Below are 21,297 nucleotides of genomic sequence, written 5' to 3'. Positions count from 1 at the left end.
GTGGAGCCGCTGCGCGGGTGTTGGCGTCGACGTACCGTCGATCGCATGCCGCGTCCCGAGCCGGTCCGTCCCGCACCCGGGCAGGAGTCCGTCTGGGACTACCCGCGCCCCCCGCGTGTCGAGCCGTGCACCGCCGAGCTCGTCATCGAGCTCGGCGGCCAGGTGGTCGCGCGTACCTCGTCCGCGTGGCGCGTGCTCGAGACGAGCCACCCGCCGACGTACTACCTGCCGCGCTCGGCGTTCGCCGACGGGTCGGTGCGCCCTGCCGTCGGAGCCTCCTGGTGCGAGTGGAAAGGGCAGGCGGCGTACGTCGACATCCTCGGCGGGTCGGTCGTGGCGCCCGGCGCAGGGTGGACGTATCCGGAACCAGCGGCAGGCTTTGAGGTGCTCGCCGGGGCGATCGCCGTCATGCCCGGGGCGATGGACCGGTGCACGGTCGACGGCGAGGTCGTCCAGGCCCAGGACGGCGGCTTCTACGGCGGCTGGATCACCTCGAGCGTCGTCGGACCGTTCAAGGGCGGGCCGGGCACCTTGGGCTGGTGAGGTTGCCGACTCCTGCGAGCCCTCAACAACGTGGTGCGGGCGCCGATGGTGTCGATGACCCCGGACTGAGAAGAGATCGCCGTGCGCACCCCCCGCTCTACGCCGCTGCTCCGTGGCGCCGCGATCGCTGGTATCACGGCGCTCCTTGCCACCGGCCTCGGGATCGGCGCAAGCGCCGCCCCCGTCGCGCCCGCCTACCCGACGGTGTTCATCTCCCAGGTGATCACCGGCGACACGAACACCACGATGCGGCGCGTCGCCCAGTCGCGGCTCGCGAACGCGGGAGCGGGCGGCGTCCAGATCGTCACGGTGGGCTCGCAGGCCGCCTACCAGTACAACGCCCTCGGCTACCGCACCGCCGACGGCTACCTGTACGCGGTGGGATTCAGCGGGTCCGCGACCGGGCACCTCGTGCAGGTCGACAGCCTCGGTGCGCCCACCGACCTGGGAGCGGTCACGGGTATGCCGACCCAGGTGGTCTCCGGGGCGTTCGGCGACGGCGGCTACGCCGACACCTTCTTCCTCAAGCCCCTTTCCGCGACGTCGGCCCTCTACAAGATCGACATGTCGGCCACGACCCGCACGGTGACGTCCGTGGCGCTGACGCAGAACGCGGACGTCATCGACTTCACCTGGCTCCAGGGCTACCTGTGGGGCGTCGAGAACACGTCGAAGGACCTCGTCCGCATCAGCCCGACGGGCACCGTGACGAAGATCGCGACGGGCAGCCTCTTCACCGCCGACGGCACAGGCGGCAGCGGCTACGGAGCGGCATGGACGTACGGAAACGGGAACCTCGGGTTCTCGCACAACGCCACGGGCACGATCACGCAGGTCGCCGTCACGAACCCCACCGCAGCCGCGCCCACGGTCGCGCTGGTCTCACGGATCGTCGGCCCGGCCACGAGCAACAACGACGGCACGACGACGCCGTCGTCGCCCACGGACCTCTCAGCGGCGGTCACGACGCCGCCCACGGTGGCGCCGGGCGACGCGATCAGCTGGACCGTCACGCTCACGGACGAGGGCCCGGGCGGCTCGTCGGGCGGCACGTTCTCCTTCCCCGTCCCCACAGGGGTCACCGGACTGACGCTGCCGAGCGGCTGCACCACGACGTCCGGTGTCGTCCAGTGCGTGAGCGGACCGCTCGCCGACGGCGACTCCGACACGTACGACTTCACGGCCACAGCGCCGTCGGCAGCGGGCGCCACGGCGACGAGCACCATCACGGTCGTCGGCAACGAGCTCGACCCGGTGACGACGACGTCGACCCTGACGATCACGACGACACCGGCCGAGCTCGTCTCGAGCGGAGCCGGTACGGCAGCCCAGACCAAGACAGTCACGGTCCCCGGGGGCAGCACGTTGGCACTGCTCGACGACGACACGCCCGTCACGACGCTCACGGTGCCCGGCGGGACGTTCACCGTCGTCTCCGGCATCCTCACCTTCACGCCGGAGCTCGGGTTCACCGGCTCCGCGACGGCTGATTACACCGTCACGTCGCCGTCGGGCGAGACGATCGGCGGTGGCACGTACACGGCGACAGTGATGAGCCCCGCCGGCCCAGGTGCCGCACCGCTCACGTCCACCGGCACCGGCACCTCCGAGCAGCAGGTGACCCTCAGCGTGCCCACCGGCGGCACCGCAACGCTGCTCGACGCGGACGACGATCCGGCGATGACGCTCACGACGAGCGCCGGAACCTTCGTGGTCGACGAGACCACCGGCGTCCTGACGTTCACGCCCGCGCTGGGCTTCGTGGGCGAGGCCGAGCCCGTCGACTACCGCGTGACAGACGCCTACGGGCAGTCGGCGACGAGCACCTACACGCCGACGGTCACCATCCCGGCGGGTCCGAGCGCCGCGCCGCGGACCTCGGTCGGCTACGGCACGGCGACGCAGTCGGCGAGCGTCGTCTCCGTACCGGTCTCCGGTTCGATCCGGCTGCTCGACGCCGAGGGCGGCCCGGCCACCTCCGTGACCTCTGCTGACGGCACGTTCACGGTCGACCCCGCGACCGGCACGCTCTCGTTCACGCCACGCCTCGGGTTCACGGGGACGGCCTCGGCCGTGAACTACCAGCTGACCGATGCGTACGGCCAGACCGCGACGAGCACCTACACCCCGACGGTCCTGCTGCCCGCGGGGCCTGCGGGACCTCCGCGGACGACCAGCGGCATCGGCACCGCCGTGCAGTCGGTGACGCTGACGCCGCCCACGTCAGGCACCGTCACCCTGGTCGATGCTCAAGGTGACCCGGCGACCTCCGTCATCATGCCTGGGCAGGGCACGTACACCTTCGACCCGGCGACGGGCGTCCTCGCCTTCATCCCGGTGCCCGGGTTCGACGGTGCGGCCGACCCTGCCTCGTTCCGCGTGACGGACGCCTACGGACAGACCGCCACCGGCACCTACACCCCGACCGTGGTGGTGCCGCCGCTGCCCGCGCCGCCCGCAGGCACGACTCGGGGCACCGGGACCGATCCGCAGCAGTTCGCGGTTCCCGTGCCGGTGCACGGCTCGGTCACCCTCCTCGACGCGAACGGCAACCCGACCACGTCCCTGACGGTCACCGGTGGCAGCTACACGCTCGACGGCGCGACCGGCACGATCACGTTCGTCCCCGTGAGCGGCTTCGCCGGCACTCCGCAGCCCGTGGACTTCCAGGTGACCGACGAATACGGGACGCGGGCGACGAGCACCTACACGCCGAGAGTCGTGGCTCCCGCCACGACGGCTCCCGCTGGTACGACGACCGGCACCGGCACGGCGCCGCAGACGTGGACGCCCGTGGTGCCGGCCGGCGGCTCGGTCACGCTCGTCGACAGCCACGGCAACGCCGTCGCGTCGGTCACGACCCCTGCCGGCACGTACACCCTCGGCCCCGATGGCGTCGTCGTGTTCGAGCCCGTGCTCGGGTTCCAGGGCACGCCGCCCGCCGTCGTCGTTCGCGTCGTCGACGCGTACGGCCAGGTCGCCGACGGCCGCTACGCACCGGTCGTGACGCCGCCGGCCGGGCCGACGGCGGCCGGCCTCACCTCGACGGGTCCGTCCGGAGTGCCGCAGAGCCCCGTCCACGTCGTCGCCGTTCCGGTCGGTGGGTCGGCCACCCTGCTCGACTCGAGCGGTTCCGCGGTGACGAGCGTGACCTTTCCCGGCGAGGGCACCTACACGATCGACCCGGCGACGGGTGCGCTCGTCTTCACTCCGGTCCTGGGCTTCGTCGGGACGGCGACGCCGGTGACCTTCGAGGTCACCGACGCCTACGGCCAGAAGGCGGTCGCGACCTACACCGCCGAGGTGCTGGCCGCCGGCGCGCCGGCGCAGCCGCTCGCGAGCAGCGGATGGGAGGGGGCCCGCCTGGCGGGGCTCGCTCTGCTGGCGCTGCTCGCCGGGATCTGCGCGGTCCTCGTTCGTTCGTTCGCTCGGCCGGGCCCGGCCCGCTCGGTCAGGCGCAGCCCGGGTGCGGGAGGCGCGACCGGCCGGCGTACTGCCTGACATCGGCACCGCCGGTCCGGCTAGAGTCCCGGCCCATGGCAGTCGTCACCATCCCGGGCTCCAAGTCCGTCACCGCGCGCGCCCTGCTGCTCGCCGCGGCGGCGGCCGGCCGCACGACGCTCGTCGACCCGCTCTTGTCGGACGACACGGAGGCGTTCGTCGACGGCCTGCGCGCGCTCGGGTACCAGGTCGTCGCTGACGGACGAGAGTGGACGATCGACGGGCGCGCCGCAGGCCCGGGCGCGTCGCGTGCCGAGGTCTTCTGCCGCGACGGCGCCACGACCGCCCGGTTCCTGCCTGCCCTCGCCGCAGCGGGCCGCGGGACGTTCGCGTTCGACGCCTCCGACCAGATGCGTGCCCGGCCGATGGCGCCCCTGACGCGGGCACTGCGCTCGCTCGGCGCCGGCCTCACGTTCCAGGGCGAGCCGGAGCACCACCCGTTCGTCGTCGAGGCGCGCGGTATCGAGGGCGGCACCATCCGCCTGGACGCGGGCACGTCGTCGCAGTTCCTGACGGCGCTCCTGCTCGTTGCGCCGCTGTCGCGTGACGGCCTGACCATCGAGGTCACGGACCTCGTATCCGTTCCCTACGTCGGCATCACCCTTGCGATGATGCGCGACTTCGGTGTCGACGTCGAGGTCGACGGCGGCACCTACACCGTTCCGGCGGCGACCTACCGGGCGCACAGGTACCAGGTCGAGCCGGACGCGTCGTCGGCCAGCTACTTCTTCGCGGCTGCTGCCCTGCTCGGTCGCACCGTGGAGGTGCCAGGTCTCGGGCGGGATGCCTTGCAGGGCGACCTGGCCTTCGTCCGCGTGCTCGAGCAGATGGGCGCCGAGGTCCGCCAGACGAGCACGTCGACGACCGTCGTCGGCGGACGGCTGCAGGGCGTCACCGTCAACATGCGCGACATCTCCGACACCATGCCGACGCTTGCCGCGATCGCTCCTTACGCGCAGGGCCCGACGACGATCGTCGACGTGGCGAACACTCGGGTGAAGGAGTGCGACCGGCTCGAGGCGTGCGCCGGGAACCTTCGTCGGCTCGGTGTGGAGGTGGACACGGGACCGGACTGGATCCGGATCCATCCGGGCACCCCGAACGCCGGGCGTGTCGAGACCTTTCGCGACCACCGCATCGCCATGGCCTTCAGCATCGCCGGTCTGCGAACGCCGGGGATCACGCTGGACGACCCCACCTGCGTCAAGAAGACGTTTCCCACGTTCCACAGCGTGCTGGCCGAGGTCGTGCAGGAGATCGCACGCGAAGCCCGCCTCGCCCGGAACGGCGAGCAGTTCGCGGCGCACCTCGACACCGGCAGCGTCGGGCCGGAATAGGGCTGCTGCCGCGGCTGCTGCGACGGGTATGCGAGCAATCACCTACTCCCGCTACGGCGGCCCCGACGTCCTCGAGCTCACCGACCAGCCGATCCCGAAGGTCGGCGCCGACTCCGTCCTCGTCCGCGTCAGGGCAGCGTCCGTGAACCCCGTCGACGGGTATGTCCGTGCCGGCTACCTCGACGGGGCGATGGACGTCGGTTTCCCGGCGATCCCCGGGTGGGACGTCGCCGGCGTCGTCGAGCGGGTCGGCCTGGACACCCCCGAGCTGCAGGTCGGCGACGAGGTCTTCGGCTACGTCCGCAAGGACTGGGTGCACGGTGGGACGTTCGCCGAGTACGTGTCAGCGCCCGTCCGGACGCTCGCACGCAAGCCCGCGTCGCTGTCGTTCGAGGAGGCCGCCGGCGTGCCGCTCGCCGGCCTCACCGCGTACCAGTCGATCCGGCGCGCGGGCGTCCAGGCAGGTCAGACAGTGCTCGTGCACGCAGCCGCCGGTGGCGTCGGCTCCTTCGCCGTCCAGATCGCCGCCGCACTCGGCGCCCGGGTCCTCGGCACCGCGTCCTCGGCGAACCACGAGTACCTGCGGGGCCTGGGTGCGGAGCCGGTCGAGTACGGCGACGGGCTCGTCGAGCGCGTCCGCGCCCTCGCGCCCGAGGGCGTCGACGTGATCCTGCACTACGGCGGCACCGAGGCGATCGCGACCGCCCCCGCCCTGCTGGCCGACGGCGGCACCATCGCGTCGATCCTGGACGCCGCGGCCCGCGACGAGCTCGGCGGGCACTACGTCTGGGTCCGGCCGTCGACCCAGGACCTCGAGGCTCTCGCCGCGCTGGCCGACGACGGTCGGCTGAAGGTCGAGATCGCCCAGGTCTTCGAGCTCGCGGACACCGCTGCGGCGCACGAGGCCAGCGCGACCGGTCATGTCCGGGGCAAGGTCGTCGTGCGCATCTGACGCCGGCCCGAGCCGGAACAGGTGCGTCGCCCCGAGAAGATGCGGGACGCGCTGACGGACTTCCTGGAGCGTGCCGCCCAGGAGTCCGTCTCCGCGTAGGCCGCCCGTTGGAGGTCCGTGTGGTTTCTCCCCAGGCGCTCAGCGAGGCTGATCGGCGCACCGTCGCGGGGTGGGCGGCGGATTGCGCAGAGCGTGTCCTGCCGCTGTTCGAGGCCGAGGCGCCGGACGACGATCGTCCGCGCGACGCCATCGCACGCGCGCGGGCGTTCAGTCGCGGCGAGCTGCGTGCCGCCGACGAGATCCGCCGACGTTTCGTCGGCGGCCGTGCAGCGCATGTCGTCCGCTCGCCCGCGGCTGTCGCCGCAGCCAGGGCGGCGGCGCAGGCTTGGGGCGTCGCGCACATGGGCGCGCACGCTCTCGGCGCAGCCGCCTACGCAGCGAAGGCGGCCGGCCTCGGGCGCCCCGATCGCGCGGACGCCGTCGGCGACGAGGTCCGCTGGCAGCTTCAGCACATGACCCCAGCCACCCGGGCGGCGCTGCGGAGGCTGCCCCCGCTCGGTGAGGACTCGGCGGGACCGCTCGGTTCCGGGCTGCTCGCGTCCGGCGTCCTCGCGACGGTCATCCGCGAGATCCAGGCGGACCTCGCTTCGACCTGACGACCGCGCGGATCAACGACGGTCGTCCGTGACGGGCCACGTCACCGGCCGGAGGTCGTGTGATGCCGTCCGGCTCGTCGTCGTCAGAAGTGGGGCAGCGTCGAGGCGGAGCCTGCGAGCCCCAGAGGCGGGAGGCCGAGCATGGTCTCCGTCGTGCGGAGCAGCGTGTAGTGGTCGGTCCGGCCCGGGAAGACCGAGCCGGCCGGGACGCTCGGCGCGATCGCGACGAACGGCACCACGTTGTCGTGCGCGGAGTCGTCCTCGTCGTAGGTCACGAAGACGGCCGTCGTGCCGTCGGTGTACGACCGGCTGCGCAGGATCGTCGGCAGGACGTCGCTCAGCCACGTGTCGCCCGTGGCGACCGAGCAGTCGTGGGTGTCGTTGCACATGTCCGGCGTGACGAAGGCGAATGCCGGGAGCGATCCGGCGGCCAGGTCGGCGGTCAGCGCATCGAGCCCCACGTCCCACCGCGCGCAGTCCGACCGGAGCTCCGTGTAGTACGCGGCGGGGTTGTGCTTCACCGCGTACGGGCCCGCGGAGTCCTGCGCGCACGGCGCGGGGATCGCCTCCTGGTACGAACGCCACTCGAGCCCGGCCTCGGCCACCTGGCTGAACAGCGACGGTCCGGCGATCGGGTGGACGGCCGGACCGGCGTCGTTGCGGACGTCGTGCGTCGAACCCGACGTCGCGGCGAGGTAGTTCGGCAGGGACGGATGGGTGATGCCGTGGTAGTCGTCGGCCCTGCCGCACATCGTCGCGACACGGTTGAGGTACGGCGCCTGGGGGGAGCCCAGCACAGCGACGTCGGCCTTGTTCTCGAACCAGATCCACAGCACGTGCTCCCAGCGCTGCGGGGGCGGCGCGCCGAGGCACGGCGCTCCGTCCGGGTCGCTCACGACCACGGTCGACGCCGACGGGTCAGGCGTGGCACTGGTCGGCGGTGCGGCGGCGACGGTCTGCCCGGCCGGCGTGGACGGTGGCGTACTGGGTGGGGTGGTCGGTCCTGCCTGGCACGCCGTCGTCAGCAGCAGGGCGAGGGCGACCGACAGACCACGCAGCGCGTGTGCGTGCTTCGTCGGGCCCGGCGCCCGGTCGGTCCAACCCACCCTTCCGAGGCTAGTTCGTGCCGACGCTCAGCGGAGCAGCTGCCGGATCTCGCGGGTGTCCCCGTCGACGGTCAGGGTCGCCAGCGCCCCGTTGACCAGCGGCAGATGTGGCGGGACGTGCCCGATCTCCACGTCGAAGACGATCGGGATGCCCAGCCGGCCCAGGGCGTCCAGGACGGCTTCCCGCTGGGTCATCCTCGGGTGGTCGGGTGCTGCCGTCCGGCCGACGAGCACCGCGCGGGCATGGTCGAACCACCCGGCCAGGCGCAGGCCGTGCAGGTTGCGGCAGATCGTCGCGGCCTCGTCCTCGGCCGCCTCGACGTAGACGATCAGCCCGTCCTGCGCATGCTCGCGACCGAACGCCGCGACGTCGCCGTACGGCGTTCCGGCAATGTTGCACAGCGTCTCGACGCACCCGCCGACGAGTCGCCCCGTCACGTGCAGGGACTCGGCGCCGTGCAGGGTCCACCGGCCCTCGCCGACGCGCCTCCACTGCGTGGCGCGGACGTCCTCCTCGAACCCCCACCAGCCGGCGACCACGCCCGAGTCCCGCTGCACGTGCGGGCCTGGCCCGGCGACGACATCGAGCCAGCTCAACAGCCCCTCCGGCGCTTCGTACGGGGTGTCGGCGAGGTTGTCCCCGTGCACCGTCGCCCACCCCAACCGGGTCGTGAACGGAAGCAGCACCGTGGACAGGTCGGAGAAGCCGACGAGCCACGTCGGTTCCGCGGCGGCGAGCGCGTCCCAGTCGAGCAGGTCCAGCAGGTCGATCGCCGTCTCGCCGCCCCACGGTGGGATGACGCACCGGATCGTGGGGTCGCACAGCATCGCGGTGAGCTCGGCCGCGCGGGCGGCGGCCGGCCCCGCGGTGAGGCCGGTGCCGTCCATCACGCGCCCGACGACGACCTCGAAACCGGCCTTCCGCAGCCAGTCTTCGCAGAACTCGATGCGGGCAGCCGCTGGCCCGTGGACGCCGGACGACGGAGACGTGACACCGATGCGGTCGCCTGGCCTGAGCGGCGGCGGAAACGTGAGCACGCGCCATGGTCCCAGACGGGCCGCCGGCGGGATTCTGCAGCTACAGGTGGCTGCCGCCTGGGCGGTCACCTTGCGCCGGCAGGGCACGCGGGGGGCGTCGCGGACGCCCCCCTCGTGCTCGGCGGTCAGTCCAGCGACAGGCTGGCCCGCACGTCGCCGAGGCCGCGGGCGACGAGCAGCCGACCGCCGTCCGCGATCCGCGACCAGGCACCGGAGTCGGTGTCCCACGAACGCCAGAGCCGGTCGTCCGTGCGGACCTGGACGGAGGCTGACGCACCGGCCGGGACCGAGACGGCGGTCCAGCCGACCAGCCGGACGGGCTCGTCGGACGACGACGGCTCGAGGTAGACCTGCACGACCTCGCGCGAGTCGCGGGGGCCTGTGTTGGTCACCGTCACAGACACCTGCGGCGAGGGGCCGTCGAGCGAGACGGCCGCGTCGCTGTACGACCAGGTCGAGTACCCGAGGCCGTGGCCGAGCCAGAAGGCCGGTGCCGGAGCGTTCCCTGCCCAGTGCCCGCGGTAGCCGATGAAGGTTCCCTCGGTGTACTCGAGGTCGCCATCCACCGGCGTGACGGACCACGCGGGCGCGGCACCGTCGGCGGCGGGGAACGTGGTGACGAGCCGGCCGGCGGGCTCGATGTCACCGAGCAGCGCGGCGGCGACCGCGTGGCCGCCCTCCTGGCCGGGCAGTCCGGCCCACAGCACGGCGTCGACCTCGTCGAGCCACGGCATGAGCACCGGGGTGGCGGCGTTCACGACGACGACGGTCCGTCGGGCGGCCGCGGCGACGGCGCTGACCAGCGCGTCCTGCGCGCCGGGGAGGGCGAGCGTCGACTTGTCGACGGACTCAGTCTCCTGCTCCTCGGTGAGCCCGACGACGACCACGGCCACGTCGGCCTGCGCGGCGGCCGCGGCAGCCGCGGCGATCACCGACTCGACCGGCTGGGGTGCCGGGCGGGCGACGAGCCCGAAGAGGCCGACGCCGGCGAGCGGGTTGGCGGTCGCCTCGACGGTCGAGACGCCGTCGAGGACGTCCGTCCGGGCCGGCGGCCGCAGCATGGCCTCCCCGTCGATGATGTCGTCGGGGCCCATCTCGACCGTCCCGGTCTCGACGGGCGGCGCGAGCATCTCCTCGGCGAACCCGCCCGACGAGCGCAGCTCGAACGAGCGCGACGTCTCGCCGACGGTGAGCTCCCACGCGCCGACGCCGATCACGCCGACCTCGACGGGACCGTCGGCAGCGACTCGAGCGCGGAACCGCACGGTGGCGACCGGCTCGCTGAAGTCGTCGTCGAACCCGACCATCACGGTGGACGGGGCGTCGTGGCGCTCCTCGAGCACCGACCCGTCGGCCGCGAGCAGCGTGATGTGGACGCCGGGGTTCCCTGTCGAGGGGTCGAGCACGAAGCCCGGACGGGCGGGGACGGGCCGGGTGCGGACCTCGACCCCGTCGACGACCTCCACGGAGTCGAGCAGAGCAGTGAGGCCCTCGGCCACGCTCACCTGGTACGGCGGGTTGACCTGCGCGGAGCCGCCACCCATGTCGATGGTCTCCAGGGCGTGCCGGCCGATGAGCGCGACAGACGTGCCGCGGGTCAGCGGCAGGACGTCGTCGTTGGTCAGCACGGTCATCCCGGCAGCCGCGAGGCGGGTGAGCTGCTCCCGGCGTACCGGGGAGTCGGGGGCGGGCAGATCCGTCGGGAGCGACCGGAGCTCGCCGAGCGCGCCCACCCGGTCCGCGAGGACGAGGAGCCGGCGCAGGTGGTCGTCGACCACGGACTCGTCGAGGTCACCGTTGCGCACGGCGGCGACCAAGGTGGCCCCCCACGGCCCCTCCGGCCCGGGCATCACGAGGTCGAGGCCGCCGGCTGCCGCGGGCGCAGCGGTCTTCGTCGCGAACCAGTCCGACATGATCAGGCCGGTGTAGCCCCACTCACCCTTGACCACGTCGTTGATGACGTGGTCCTGCTCGGTGGCCGCGACGCCGTTGACGTCGTTGTAGGCCGCCATCATCGACCACGGGTCCGACTCGGCCGTCGCGATCTCGAACGGCAGCAGGTACAGCTCGCGCAGCGTCTTGGCGTCCACCACCGAGTTCATGGTGTTGCGCGCCGTCTCGGACTCGTTGGCGACGAGGTGCTTGAGGCACGCGCCGACGGCGAGCGACTGCAGCCCCCGGACGTACGCGGCGGCGAGCTTGCCGGTGAGCAGCGGGTCCTCGGAGTACGCCTCGAACAGCCGGCCGCCGAGCGTCGAGCGGTGCAGGTTGATCGTCGGGCCGAGCACCACGTGGATGTCCTGCGCCATCGCCTCCTCGGCGAGCATCCGACCGACCTCGGCGGTCGTCTCCTCGTCCCAGGCCGAGGCGAGCAGCGTGGCGTTCGGGAACAGGGCCACCTGACGGCCGCCGCTGAACTTCAGGCCGCGGACTCCGGTCGGACCGTCGGAGAGGTTGACCTCGCCGAGGCCGATCGACTCCTCCGGGGCCAGCGTGAACGCGCTGGCTCCCGTGAGCAGCCGGACCTTGGTCTCCAGGTCGACCTTCGCGACGAGAACGGACGGGTCGATCGAGGACGGGTTCGTCATCACTTCACCTTCTTGACGGGGATGATCGCGAGGGCTCCGAGGAAGGTCAGGGCCGCCGCCGAGATGTAGAGCAGGTCGTAGTTCTTCGCGGCCCCACCGATCAGCAGCGCACCGAGGAACGGTGCCAGCGACTGCGGCGCGGCGTTGGCGATGTTGAAGACACCGAGGTCCTTGGCGGAGTCGTCCGGGTTGGGCAGGACGCCGATGACGAGGGCGAGGTCGACGCCCATGTAGATGCCGTACGCCGCGCCGAGGATCGCCTCGACCACGTAGAAGCCGCTCACGCCGTTCACCTGGGTCAGCAGGATGAGGCCGAGGGCGAACAGGGCGGTGGAGGCGAACACGAACACCTTGCGACGGGCGAGCCGGTCGGACACGATCCCGGCCAGCTGGCCGACGACCACCAGGACGACGGTGTAGATGAGGACACCCTTGAAGACGACACCGGCCGCCTCCGCGTCGGAGAGTCCGAGGTGGTCCTTCATCCAGAAGAACCGGAACGTCGAGAACAGGAAGCTGCCGAGGATGAGCAGGAACCGAGAGATCCAGGCCCAGGCGAAGTCGGGGTAGCGGCGCGGGCTCAGCCAGAACGTGTCGAGCCACGCGCGCACCGTCATCGACGGCGGCCGCTGCGGCAGCTGCTTGTCGGGGAGCACCAGCGCGTAGACGACCATGCCGACCACGCCGATCGCGGCGGGGACCATGAACAGCGCGATCATCTGCGACGTGAACATGGTGGCGATCCAGATGGCGGCCAGGACGCCGACGTTCTGCATGACGCCACCGAGGGCGCTGATCTTCGCCGTCTGCCGGGGCGGGACCTGGTCGGCGATCGTCGCGAGGTAGGCCGCGAAGCACGCGTTGGCGGCGAGCTGGGCGAGGAACCAGCCGATCAGCAGGGTCGGGACGTTCGTGCCGACCGCGATGACGAACAGGAACGCTGCGAGGCCGAGCGACCCGCCGACGAGCCAGGGGCGGCGACGGCCCCAGCGCGACATCGTGCGGTCGGAGAGACGGCCGAAGAACGGGTTGGCGAGGAGGGCCGCGAGGGCGCCGACGCCGAGGATGAGGCCCTGGGCCGTGGTGGCCTGGGCGTCGCCGACCACCGCGGTGACCTTGATGGCCATGCTGATCGTGACCGGCCCGAGCAGCGCGATGAACAACGCGAGCTGGGCGAAGGCGAACGCCGCCACGAACTTCGGGGTGACCGACTTCGTGGGCGGGTCGATGGCGTACGGGGGGACGGGGCGCTCGTGGCCCGGGATGCCCGACGTGACGATGGACGCCGGCAGCTCGGTGCTGCTGGGCGTCTCGTCCGTGAGCGGGTTGAGGTGGTGCTGCACTTCCGGGCTCATAGCCGTTCTCCGTCGTGTGCGAGGGGAGCAACTTCTGCGGGAGCACGGCCTCCTTGCTCGGACCGATCACTCATTCGTGTCACTGACACGTGTCACTTGCGCGTGTCAGTAATGTGGCACAGGGTGGGGCCGAGCGCAAGATGTCCGATCAGAGAGGTTGGTGACGATGTCGGTCGACGATCGCCCCAAGCGGGTGACCAGTGCGGATGTCGCACGCGAGGCCGGCGTCTCGCGGACCACCGTGAGCTACGTGCTGAACGGGACCCCCCACCAGAAGATCCCGGAGGCCACCCAGCAGCGGATCCTGGACGTCGCCGAGCGGCTCGGCTACGCCCCGTCGGCCGCCGCTCGGGCACTGCGCAGCGGCCGGTCCGACGTGGTCCTGTGCCTCCTGCCCGACTGGCCCATCGGCCCCGCGATGGGAAGCCTCCTGGAGACCCTCTCGACGAGCCTCGCCGCCGAGGGCCTCACGCTGTACGCCCACCCCCGGGCGGCCGGCCGGCCGGTCTCCGCGGTGTGGCGCTCGCTTGGACCCGCCGCCGTCGTGCTGTGGGACGAGCTCGACGACAGCGAGATAGCAGCCATGCGCTCGGCCGGGATCGCCGTCACGGTCGCCCTGCTCAGCCCGACGGGTCGCCGGCACAGCGAGCTCCTCGTCCCGCAGCAGCGCATCGGACGTGTCCAGGCCGAGCACCTCGCGGCCACCGGGCACCGTCTGATCGGCTACGCCTACCCGGACGACCCCCGCGTGAAGGGCTTCGCCGAGCCACGGCTCGAGGGCGTCCGGACCGCGTGCGCCGAGCTCGGCCTCGACGCCCCGGTGGTCCGCACGGTGCCGATGGATGCGGAGGCCGCGGCCGACGCCGTGCGGGCGTGGGTCGCCGAGGGCGTCACCGGCGTGTGCGCCTACAACGACGACGTCGCGCTCGCGGTCCTCGCCGGCACCCGGATCGCCGGGGTGGCCGTACCCGGCGACCTTGCGCTGGTCGGCGTCGACGACATCCCCGCCGCTCCGTTCGCCTCACCCCCGTTGACCACGGTGGACACCGAGCAGGGGGTCATCGCCGAGTACATCGCCGCTATCGTCACCCGGGCGATCTCCGGGAAGCCCGCCCCTCGCCGGCCGGGGTCGGACATCGTCCACCTCATCCGCCGCGAGTCGGCGTGAGCACGTAGCCGCCGGTTCCCTGCAGACGACGGAGTCGCCCCGCTCGTCAGTGCACGACCGCAAGGACGACGCCGACGGCGACGAACAGGCCGCCGAACACCCGGTTCACGATCCGGCGCCCTGACTCCCGCGCCGTGAGCCGGACGAGCCCGCGCGCTGCGCTGGCGAACAGGAACCACATCACGAGGACGTCGACAGCCACGACGGTCGCGGCGACGATCGCGTACTGAGGGACGAGCGCCCGGTCGAGCCGGACGAACTGCGGCATGAAGGCGAGGAAGAAGACGATCGCCTTGGGGTTGGTCAGGTTCACGAGCAGCCCGCGCCGGAACATCGACCACGCCGGCTCACGGTCCAGGAGAGCGACGCCGCCCATGGCCGTCTGCGCCCGGAACTGACGCACGCCCAGGTAGACGAGGTAGGCGGCCCCGACGTAGCGGATCGCGTCGAACGTCACCTGCGACCGGCTGACCAGGACACCCACGCCCGCAGCGACGATCGCGATGTGCACCAGGAGCGCGAGCTGTTGCCCGAGAATGCCCCAGATCGACCGCGTCCAGCCGGAGCCCAGCGAGTTGGACATCGTGTTGATCGCGCCCGCGCCGGGCGTGCACGAGATGACGAGGCAGGCGCCGACCAGCGTGAGCCAGAGGGACAGGCTCACGCGGGAGTCACCGGGACGGTCACGGACTGAATCATGCCTCGCCGCCGGTCCCGGAACGGGTCGGTGCCGGGCCGATCGGGTGGCCGTATCGTGACGGCTGTGGCGGGGACTCTTCGGGTGCGGGAACAGAACATCGCCGTGTTCGGCGGCAGCGGCAGCGGCAAGACGGTCCTGGTCTCCTCGTTCTACGGCGCGGCTCAGGAGCAGAGCTTCCAGAAGGACAGCCTCTTCGACCTGATCGCCGACGACACCGGGCAGGGCAACCGCCTGCGCCAGAACTATCTGGGCATGAAGAACCGCGCGCTGGCGCCGGAGCCCACCCGGTTCGCGGCGACGCCCTACTCGTTCGTCGTGAAGCTGAAGGACCAGGGCGGCGACGCCAAGGCGGCCAAGGCGAGGCCGTTCGACGCTCTTCGGCTCGTCTGGCACGACTACCCCGGCGAGTGGTTCGAGGAGGAACCCAGCAGCGCGCAGGAGGCGAGGCGTCGGCTCGACGTGTTCAGGAAGCTGCTGCGGTCGGACGTCGCGGTCATCCTCGTCGACGGCCAGAAGCTCCTCGACTACGCGGGCGAGGAGGAGAAGTACCTGAAGTCGTTGCTCTGGGGTCTTCGCGAAGGCCTGCTGCGGTTCAAGGACGACCTTCTCGACGACGGCGAGCCGCTGGCCGAGTTCCCGCGCATCTGGATCCTCGCGCTGTCCAAGGCCGACCTGCACCCGGACCTCGACGTCCACGGGTTCGAGGACCTCGTCGTCGAGAAGGCGGCCGGCGACATCAGTTCGTTGCACGACGTGCTCAAGGGACTCGTGAAGCTCCCCGAGGCGCTGTCCATGGGCGAGGACTTCATGCTGCTGTCCTCCGCCAGGTTCGAGCCCGGCAAGATCGAGGTGGCCGAACGGAAGGGCCTCGACCTCCTCCTGCCCGTGGCGTGCATCCTGCCCCTCGAGCGGCTCGTCCACTGGGCCGAGCGGCTCGAGATCCCGCGCAAGTGGCTGGACCGCCTCGTCGACAACGCCGACGTCATCGCCCGCATCCTCGTCGGTGCGGCGCCGTTGATGGTGAAGGTCCCCAGGGTCGGCCGGTACCTGGCCTTGGCGCTCCCGTTCCTTGCGCGGGCGATCAAGGCGAACGGTCCGAAGATCGAGGAGCGGAACACCCGGGCGCGGGCGAACCACGACTACCTCACGGCCGTCCTGACCCAGTTCCAGCTCGACCTCGCCCAGGGCGTGAAGGACGCCGTGCTGGTCAAGAGCGTCAAGTGACACTGGTCTGGGCCACCCGCGGACGGTCCTGGGGCTTCCGGTTCCTCCTCGACGGCGGGTACCGGGACCCACTCCCGACCTACGAGCGCGCGTTCGCAGGAGTCGAGGACGAGGGGACCGTGTGCCGGCGCGTCGGCACGCTCGTGGCGCTGCGGTTCCCCGATCCCGAAGGCCGTCGCGACGAAGCCGGCCGCCCCATCCCGCACGACGTCGTCCTGATGCCGCCGCTGTCGGACGGCGCCCTCTCCTTCGAGGAGGCGCAGGGGCTCGTCTGGCCGCTTCTCCGGGAGGCGTTCGAGCGACTGTGGGACCAGCCGCGACCGCCCTCGCGCGCGGACGTCAGGCGCGCCCTTCGGGAGAGCGCCCCGCCGACGCAGCCCGTGTGAGCCGTCAGGTCTTCCTCAGCTCCTCGGCGAGCATCACGAGGATGCCGCTGCGACCGCGGAGCCTGTCGACGCGGAGCCCGCGCCGCTCGATCCACCCGCTCGCTCCCGCACCAAGAGCTCACGCAACGCGGCAAGATCGCGAACGATCCACGTGGAGGTCGAGACGACGGCCAGGTTCTCGACGAGCGCGGTCACTGCGACGACGGGCACGCCGGCCAGGTGGGCGGCGTACATCTCCATCGCGGTGCCCATGGACGGGATCCGGTCGGGCAGGTAGGCGATGCACAGATCGCACCGCCCGGCCTCAGCTGTCATCGCCTGGAAGGTCTCGCGGAGCGTGGCGATGCTCCCCGGCAGCTGGCTCGTGCGGATCACCGAGGGCGGTTCCTGGGCGATCTGCCGGATCGTCGTGGCGAGCTCCGGGTCGGCGATCGCGTCGCGTACCGGCGCGCTCGGGTCGAAGCACTCACTTTCGGGGAAGACCTCACGCACGATGTCGGGGATGACGCGTCGATAGGACTGGTCCTCCACATCGACGCCGCGGTTCGCCCCTTGGATCGTGCCGGCAATGAACACCCTGGTGAAATTGGTCATGAGTCTTCCAGTCGGTATGGCTCGAGCTCGGCGTCCGGGTCAGCGAGATCTTGGTAGATCCTGGCGGCGGACAGGATGTGGTCGGCGATCTCGGCGCCAGTCGCCCCGACCGACTCCTCGAGCACGCGCCAGAGCGACCCGCTCTCCGGCGAGAGGTTCCGCACCGGCAGACCGTCGCCGGACCGGAGCCACAGGTCGTCCTCGCTGAAGTCGTGTCGAGCGAAGCCGCGCAGCGGGAGGATGGCTTCGATCGTCCCCGTCAGGTCGGGGGTCAGCGCGCGGATGGACAGGCTGTTCTGCTCCGGATGGGTCAGGAGAGCAGTCATGTCTGCCGTGAACGCAGCGAGGTCGAAGACCTGGTCGCGTTTGAGCGTGAAGTGTCGAGCGAGGACGTAGCGTCCCTGCGTCCGACTGAACCGCGAGTAGGAGAGCCGGATGCGATAGCCGGACTCAGTCCACTTGCAGCGGGCGACGAGCCGCCCTTCTCGACGCTCTCCCTCGGCGCTTGCACGGGTCGGTGCGGCAGCTACGGTCACCGTCGCGGGGCCGGACGCCAGCGCCGTGTACGGGAAGCGGATCGGTTCCCGGTGCAGGAGGTAGGGATCGAGCACGACGATCTCGGTGCCCGTGTCCCAGACGGCGGCGAGATGCCTCTCGTCCTGGAGCAGGACAGCGGCGGGTGCGCCGAACGACTCGGCCCGACGTGCGACCTCGAGGGTCTGGTGGATGCACGCCGCACCCATCCTCGGGTCGGGTCGGCGGTCGCCGAAGCGCGAGAGGAACTCGGTCGCACTGTTGTACGGCATATCCCGCAGTACCTGCGTGAGCGCCGACTCGTAGGGATCGAGGGAGCCGGTGGTGGGAGCGGACTGGACCTCGGGAGCAGTTGTGGGGGGCATCAGATGAACCGCTCGTCCAGCACGGTGTCGTCGCCTCCGACGAAGATGGTCTGCCGCAGCTCCTTGCGCCGGACCTTCCACGTCGACGTCCGCGGCAGGTCGGACCAGGGCATCACGACCGGTTCCGCAAGAGCGGGCAGGTCTCGTGTGGCGTCCCGCCATGCCGCCATCGAGAACTCACCGTCTACGCACACGACGGGCACGGGGTCCCCGTCGTCGCGGGCGAGAAGGATGATCTCGAGCGCTCCGGCGAGCCTCTCGAGCAGAACGCTCTCGAGCTCGGTCGCGCTCGTCCCGTCGATCGCGTCGACGGCGCGGTCGACGAAGTGCACTCGTCCGAGTCGGTCCTGGTAGCCGACGTCGCCCGTGTTCCACCACTCCCCGGCACGCTTCGAGCGATAGCGCTCGGTGTCCCCCCAGTAGTCCGTGCAGAGCGCTGGCGTCTTCACCATGAAGACTCCACGCTCGCCGCGGCGGACCCTGCGGCCGGTGTCGGCGTCGACGACTCGCAGACGGATCAGACCCGGCCAGGGCCAGCCCAGGGTGTTCATGTTGTCCTCGGCGGTCCCAGCGTGCGACAGCATCTGCCGTCGGCCCCAGGCGCTGCCCGCGATCGGACCGACCTCGCTCTGTCCCCAGCTGTGCGCCCACATCGGCATCGTCCGTCGCGACGCCTGCAGGAACTGACGAGCGATCGACGGATGCATCATGTCGAACGTGTTCATGTAGTAGCGGACGTGACCGAACAGCTCCGGTCGGCGCCGAAGAAGCGGGACCCAGCTCTGGAAGACGTTCGGCGTCGCCTCGACGGTGCTCGGGCGGTGTGTCTCGAGGACACGCTCGACGTCCGCAGCGTCGTGGCTGCTCGCGATGACCAGCCGCTTCGGCGCCCAGCGCAGCTGCGCAGCCGCCCACGCATAGGCGCGAGAGTGTGCGAACGAGATGGAGCTGAGCGCGACGTCGCGGGACCCGTTCACCGCGAACGGCAGCGGCAGGAGCTCGAGGCGGGTGCCCGCACGCGCCGAGCTCGGCGTGTGCACGACCAGCTTCGGCGTGCTGGTGGTGCCCGACGTGTGCGTGATCATCATCGGTTCGTCGTCGCCTCCCAGGGACACCTCCGGGACGACCGACCCCTGGAGCTCGCGAAGGAGCGTGGCGCCTTGCGGCAGCCCGTCCTGCGGCTCGTCCAGCAGCAGGAGCCTCCCGGCGTGCGCCAGGTCCACCCCGGCGCTCCGCGCCCGGTCCAGCACGTCGGACGACGTGAGAGTCAGGCGCGGCTGCAGCTTCTCGAGCATCTCCTGGAGGTGCACGGAGCGGTTCGCGGACGAGATCGTGGCCGCGACCGCCCCGATACGGGCCGCCCCCGCTGCGAGCAGCACCATGTCGAAGTGGTTGCGCTTGATGACCGCGACCCGGTCTCCGCGACGGACCCCCGCCGCGGAGAACCAGGCCGAAGCCTGCTGGACGAGGCCGGCGAGGGCCGCTCCGTCGTACACGAGCCCGCCGTCCGGAGCGATGTCAAAGGGGCGGTCCAGGTGCATCTCCGTCTGGCGCCGCTTGCCGGCGTGCCAGTCGAAGAGCATGCCGAGGTGTTTCGGCGGAAGCCCCGTCCAGGTCATGTCCGGGCCTCAGACGATGAACGCGAAGATGAGGACCAGGACAGCAGAACCGAGGAAGCCCAGGCAGTTGACCCAGAATTCCTGCTGCAAGAACTTCGCGCGCACATGAGCCACGCCGGCGCAGAGGAAGTACGCGATGACGCCCACGGTCGCGGCCAGGGCCACGCCAGGGACCCAGATGCCGATGATCAGGCCCGCGACGGCGACGAGCTTGATCACGATCAGCGCCCACCACCAGTTCCGGGGGAAATTGACACCCGTGAGGCAGACGTCGATGAACTTCGCGGGCTTGACCGACAGGACTGCGTCCAGCAGGAGGAGCGCGGCGAGGGCCACGACGGTCCAGGAAGGATCAGGCAGGTACACGTGAGACACGGTTAGTTTCCCTTGCGTTCGATGATGAAACTGACGATGGCGTGGAGATTCGCCGCAAAGTTGTCGTCGTCGACAGCCCCACGCCCGGCCCACACGAAGATGAGCCCGAGATAGCTGAGATAGATGGTGCGTGCGGAGACGGCCGCCTCCGGACCTGTGACGCCGGCCGCGACGACCGCCGTCTCGATCTCGGCGAGCAGGTGCCCCCCGAGGTCGTCGAACACCGCCGACGCGTGGGAGCCGCCCATGAGCACTGCGCCGTACTCGCGGGAGAGGTCCGGGTGCTCGGTGAACACCTCGACGAACGGCAGGATGAGATTCATGATCCTGTCGACTGGATCCTCCGTCTCGTGCGTCGCTGTCACGTCCTCGCGCCGGTGCGCGTGGATCTTGCCGATCTTCCGGTCGAAGATCGTGACGAGCAGGGCGCTCTTGTCGCCGACGGACATGACTGCCCCGACGCTCATGCCGGTCTGGTGCGAGATGTCGCGGATCGTCGTGCCCTTGAAGCCGCGAGCCGCAAACAGCTCCTCGGCGGCGAGGAGCACCTTTTCCTGCGTTTCGCGCCGGTGGTCGTCTCGAGCTGTCATCGTTCCTCCCGGAATTCCAAGACCGAGCCTGTCGGGGCACGTGTTCGGTACGCACCTCGCTGTGCGGCTGTGCCGATTCACTCCTCCCTAATCTCGTCAGGGACGAAGGCCATGCAGGCCGATACCCCCGATGTTCCGTCGCGGATGCGCGTCACCGTGCCCGATGACGCGCCCAGCAGCCGGAGATCGACGCTCAGCCCGAGACCGGAGGCTTTGACGAGCGCCTCCTTCGCGGTCCAGACGTCCGCCAGTGCAGCGGCCTGCTGCGGGCCCGGCAGGCGGTCGAGCGCCTGTGCTTCAGCGGGTGTGCACGCGCGCTGCCGGAGTGCGGGCCGGCCGAACACGGACGTCACCTCCTCGACGTCGGCCCCGACGCGTCCGCCGCGTGCGATCGCGACGAGAACCCAGTCCCTGGAGTGCGAGATGGTGACATCGGTGCCCGGCGCTCCAGCGAGGAGTGGCCGGCCACCGTCGGCCCTCTGAATTCCCTGCCACGTGGCCCAACCGGTCGACTGCACGAGCTGCCGGACCACGGACCGACCCGCGCCGAGCTGGCGACGCACCACTGGCCCCGAACGCATCCACCGGTGCCAGTCCTCCCCGACGAGCGCGTCCTTCGGCACCGGGACGCTCCCGATGCGACGCAGCGCCCACGCGACCTGCACG

19 protein-coding genes are annotated in these 21,297 nt (G+C 71.2%); 8 read left to right on the top strand and 11 right to left on the bottom strand.

The window, feature by feature from the left end:
- Positions 1–45 precede the first annotated feature (45 nt).
- From I847_RS0110145 to I847_RS0110125, 5 genes are all read left to right on the top strand, one after another.
- Positions 46–543 (top strand): DUF427 domain-containing protein, encoded by a 498-nt coding sequence (locus tag I847_RS0110145; RefSeq protein WP_028049600.1) that lies wholly within the window; start codon positions 46–48, stop codon positions 541–543.
- Positions 544–624: 81 nt separating this feature from the next.
- Positions 625–4,044, top strand: coding sequence for a DUF11 domain-containing protein (locus tag I847_RS0110140; protein WP_028049599.1), 3,420 nt, complete (start codon positions 625–627; stop codon positions 4,042–4,044).
- Positions 4,045–4,079: 35 nt separating this feature from the next.
- Positions 4,080–5,381, top strand: coding sequence for a 3-phosphoshikimate 1-carboxyvinyltransferase (gene aroA, locus I847_RS23090; RefSeq protein WP_051274737.1), 1,302 nt, complete (start codon positions 4,080–4,082; stop codon positions 5,379–5,381).
- A 28-nt stretch (positions 5,382–5,409) separates the two neighbouring features.
- Positions 5,410–6,333, top strand: coding sequence for an NADP-dependent oxidoreductase (locus tag I847_RS0110130; RefSeq protein ID WP_028049598.1), 924 nt, complete (start codon positions 5,410–5,412; stop codon positions 6,331–6,333).
- Positions 6,334–6,452: 119 nt separating this feature from the next.
- A complete protein-coding gene (locus I847_RS0110125; protein ID WP_028049597.1) occupies positions 6,453–6,989 on the top strand; it encodes a putative immunity protein in 537 nt (178 codons plus the stop codon).
- 83 nt (positions 6,990–7,072) lie between these two features.
- Here the strand turns inward: I847_RS0110125 and I847_RS23085 are convergent, their stop codons facing one another.
- From I847_RS23085 to I847_RS0110105, 4 genes are all read right to left on the bottom strand, one after another.
- Complete coding sequence (locus tag I847_RS23085) at positions 7,073–8,095, bottom strand: alkaline phosphatase family protein (RefSeq protein WP_034609773.1); 1,023 nt, start codon at positions 8,093–8,095, stop codon at positions 7,073–7,075.
- Between the two features lie 27 nt (positions 8,096–8,122).
- Entirely contained in the window at positions 8,123–9,133 is a 1,011-nt protein-coding gene (locus I847_RS0110115; protein ID WP_028049596.1) for a S66 peptidase family protein, read from the bottom strand.
- Positions 9,134–9,258: 125 nt separating this feature from the next.
- Positions 9,259–11,721, bottom strand: a complete 2,463-nt coding sequence (locus I847_RS0110110; protein WP_034609771.1) for a beta-glucosidase — start codon at positions 11,719–11,721, stop codon at positions 9,259–9,261.
- Complete coding sequence (locus I847_RS0110105; protein ID WP_081680735.1) at positions 11,721–13,076, bottom strand: MFS transporter; 1,356 nt, start codon at positions 13,074–13,076, stop codon at positions 11,721–11,723. The genes I847_RS0110110 and I847_RS0110105 overlap by 1 nt, the downstream gene beginning before the upstream one ends.
- A 166-nt stretch (positions 13,077–13,242) precedes the next feature.
- Here I847_RS0110105 and I847_RS0110100 point away from each other — a divergent pair, with 166 nt between their 5' ends.
- Positions 13,243–14,244, top strand: coding sequence for a LacI family DNA-binding transcriptional regulator (locus I847_RS0110100; protein ID WP_034609769.1), 1,002 nt, complete (start codon positions 13,243–13,245; stop codon positions 14,242–14,244).
- Between the two features lie 46 nt (positions 14,245–14,290).
- On the opposite strand, the gene I847_RS0110095 is transcribed toward I847_RS0110100, so the two are convergent.
- Positions 14,291–14,908, bottom strand: a complete 618-nt coding sequence (locus tag I847_RS0110095; protein ID WP_028049592.1) for a LysE family transporter — start codon at positions 14,906–14,908, stop codon at positions 14,291–14,293.
- A 99-nt stretch (positions 14,909–15,007) separates the two neighbouring features.
- Between I847_RS0110095 and I847_RS0110090 the strand changes: the two genes are divergently transcribed.
- Positions 15,008–16,168, top strand: a complete 1,161-nt coding sequence (locus tag I847_RS0110090; protein ID WP_028049591.1) for a hypothetical protein — start codon at positions 15,008–15,010, stop codon at positions 16,166–16,168.
- On the top strand, positions 16,165–16,554 hold the full coding sequence (locus I847_RS23080) for a hypothetical protein (protein WP_051274735.1): 390 nt from the start codon (positions 16,165–16,167) through the stop codon (positions 16,552–16,554). Before I847_RS0110090 ends, I847_RS23080 begins: the two co-directional genes overlap by 4 nt.
- Positions 16,555–16,587: 33 nt before the next feature.
- On the opposite strand, the gene I847_RS0110080 is transcribed toward I847_RS23080, so the two are convergent.
- Genes I847_RS0110080 through I847_RS25625 form a run of 6 tightly spaced genes read right to left on the bottom strand, consistent with a single transcriptional unit; the run spans position 16,588 to position 21,296 of the window.
- Positions 16,588–17,148: a hypothetical protein gene (locus I847_RS0110080; protein ID WP_155856100.1), complete on the bottom strand. Its 561-nt coding sequence runs from the start codon at positions 17,146–17,148 to the stop codon at positions 16,588–16,590.
- Entirely contained in the window at positions 17,145–18,047 is a 903-nt protein-coding gene (locus I847_RS0110075) for a hypothetical protein (RefSeq protein WP_028049589.1), read from the bottom strand. Before I847_RS0110075 ends, I847_RS0110080 begins: the two co-directional genes overlap by 4 nt.
- Positions 18,047–19,666, bottom strand: a complete 1,620-nt coding sequence (locus I847_RS0110070; RefSeq protein ID WP_028049588.1) for a class I adenylate-forming enzyme family protein — start codon at positions 19,664–19,666, stop codon at positions 18,047–18,049. The genes I847_RS0110075 and I847_RS0110070 overlap by 1 nt, the downstream gene beginning before the upstream one ends.
- Before the next feature lie 9 nt (positions 19,667–19,675).
- Positions 19,676–20,032, bottom strand: a complete 357-nt coding sequence (locus I847_RS0110065; protein ID WP_196804527.1) for a DoxX family protein — start codon at positions 20,030–20,032, stop codon at positions 19,676–19,678.
- Between the two features lie 11 nt (positions 20,033–20,043).
- Positions 20,044–20,712, bottom strand: a complete 669-nt coding sequence (locus tag I847_RS23075) for a TetR/AcrR family transcriptional regulator (RefSeq protein ID WP_155856099.1) — start codon at positions 20,710–20,712, stop codon at positions 20,044–20,046.
- On the bottom strand, positions 20,709–21,296 hold the full coding sequence (locus I847_RS25625) for a 4'-phosphopantetheinyl transferase superfamily protein (protein WP_051274731.1): 588 nt from the start codon (positions 21,294–21,296) through the stop codon (positions 20,709–20,711). Before I847_RS25625 ends, I847_RS23075 begins: the two co-directional genes overlap by 4 nt.
- Between the last annotated feature and the right edge of the window lies 1 nt (position 21,297).

The organism is Cellulomonas sp. URHD0024 (genome assembly GCF_000426185.1).
GTDB lineage: Bacteria > Actinomycetota > Actinomycetes > Actinomycetales > Cellulomonadaceae > Cellulomonas.
Note: the sequence above shows the minus strand (reverse complement) of the source record. Positions and strands in the feature narration are given on the sequence as shown.

What these genes read in the sequence shown, in the direction of transcription:
- I847_RS0110145 (WP_028049600.1), top strand. Translation starts at nt 46, where the DNA reads ATGCCGCGTCCCGAGCCGGTCCGTCCCGCACCCGGGCAGGAGTCCGTC.
- I847_RS0110080 (WP_155856100.1), bottom strand. Translation starts at nt 17,148, where the DNA reads ATGACCAATTTCACCAGGGTGTTCATTGCCGGCACGATCCAAGGGGCG.
- I847_RS0110130 (WP_028049598.1), top strand. Translation starts at nt 5,410, where the DNA reads ATGCGAGCAATCACCTACTCCCGCTACGGCGGCCCCGACGTCCTCGAG.
- I847_RS0110110 (WP_034609771.1), bottom strand. Translation starts at nt 11,721, where the DNA reads ATGACGAACCCGTCCTCGATCGACCCGTCCGTTCTCGTCGCGAAGGTC.
- aroA (WP_051274737.1), top strand. Translation starts at nt 4,080, where the DNA reads ATGGCAGTCGTCACCATCCCGGGCTCCAAGTCCGTCACCGCGCGCGCC.
- I847_RS0110105 (WP_081680735.1), bottom strand. Translation starts at nt 13,076, where the DNA reads ATGAGCCCGGAAGTGCAGCACCACCTCAACCCGCTCACGGACGAGACG.
- I847_RS0110070 (WP_028049588.1), bottom strand. Translation starts at nt 19,666, where the DNA reads ATGACCTGGACGGGGCTTCCGCCGAAACACCTCGGCATGCTCTTCGAC.
- I847_RS0110075 (WP_028049589.1), bottom strand. Translation starts at nt 18,047, where the DNA reads ATGCCCCCCACAACTGCTCCCGAGGTCCAGTCCGCTCCCACCACCGGC.
- I847_RS0110100 (WP_034609769.1), top strand. Translation starts at nt 13,243, where the DNA reads ATGTCGGTCGACGATCGCCCCAAGCGGGTGACCAGTGCGGATGTCGCA.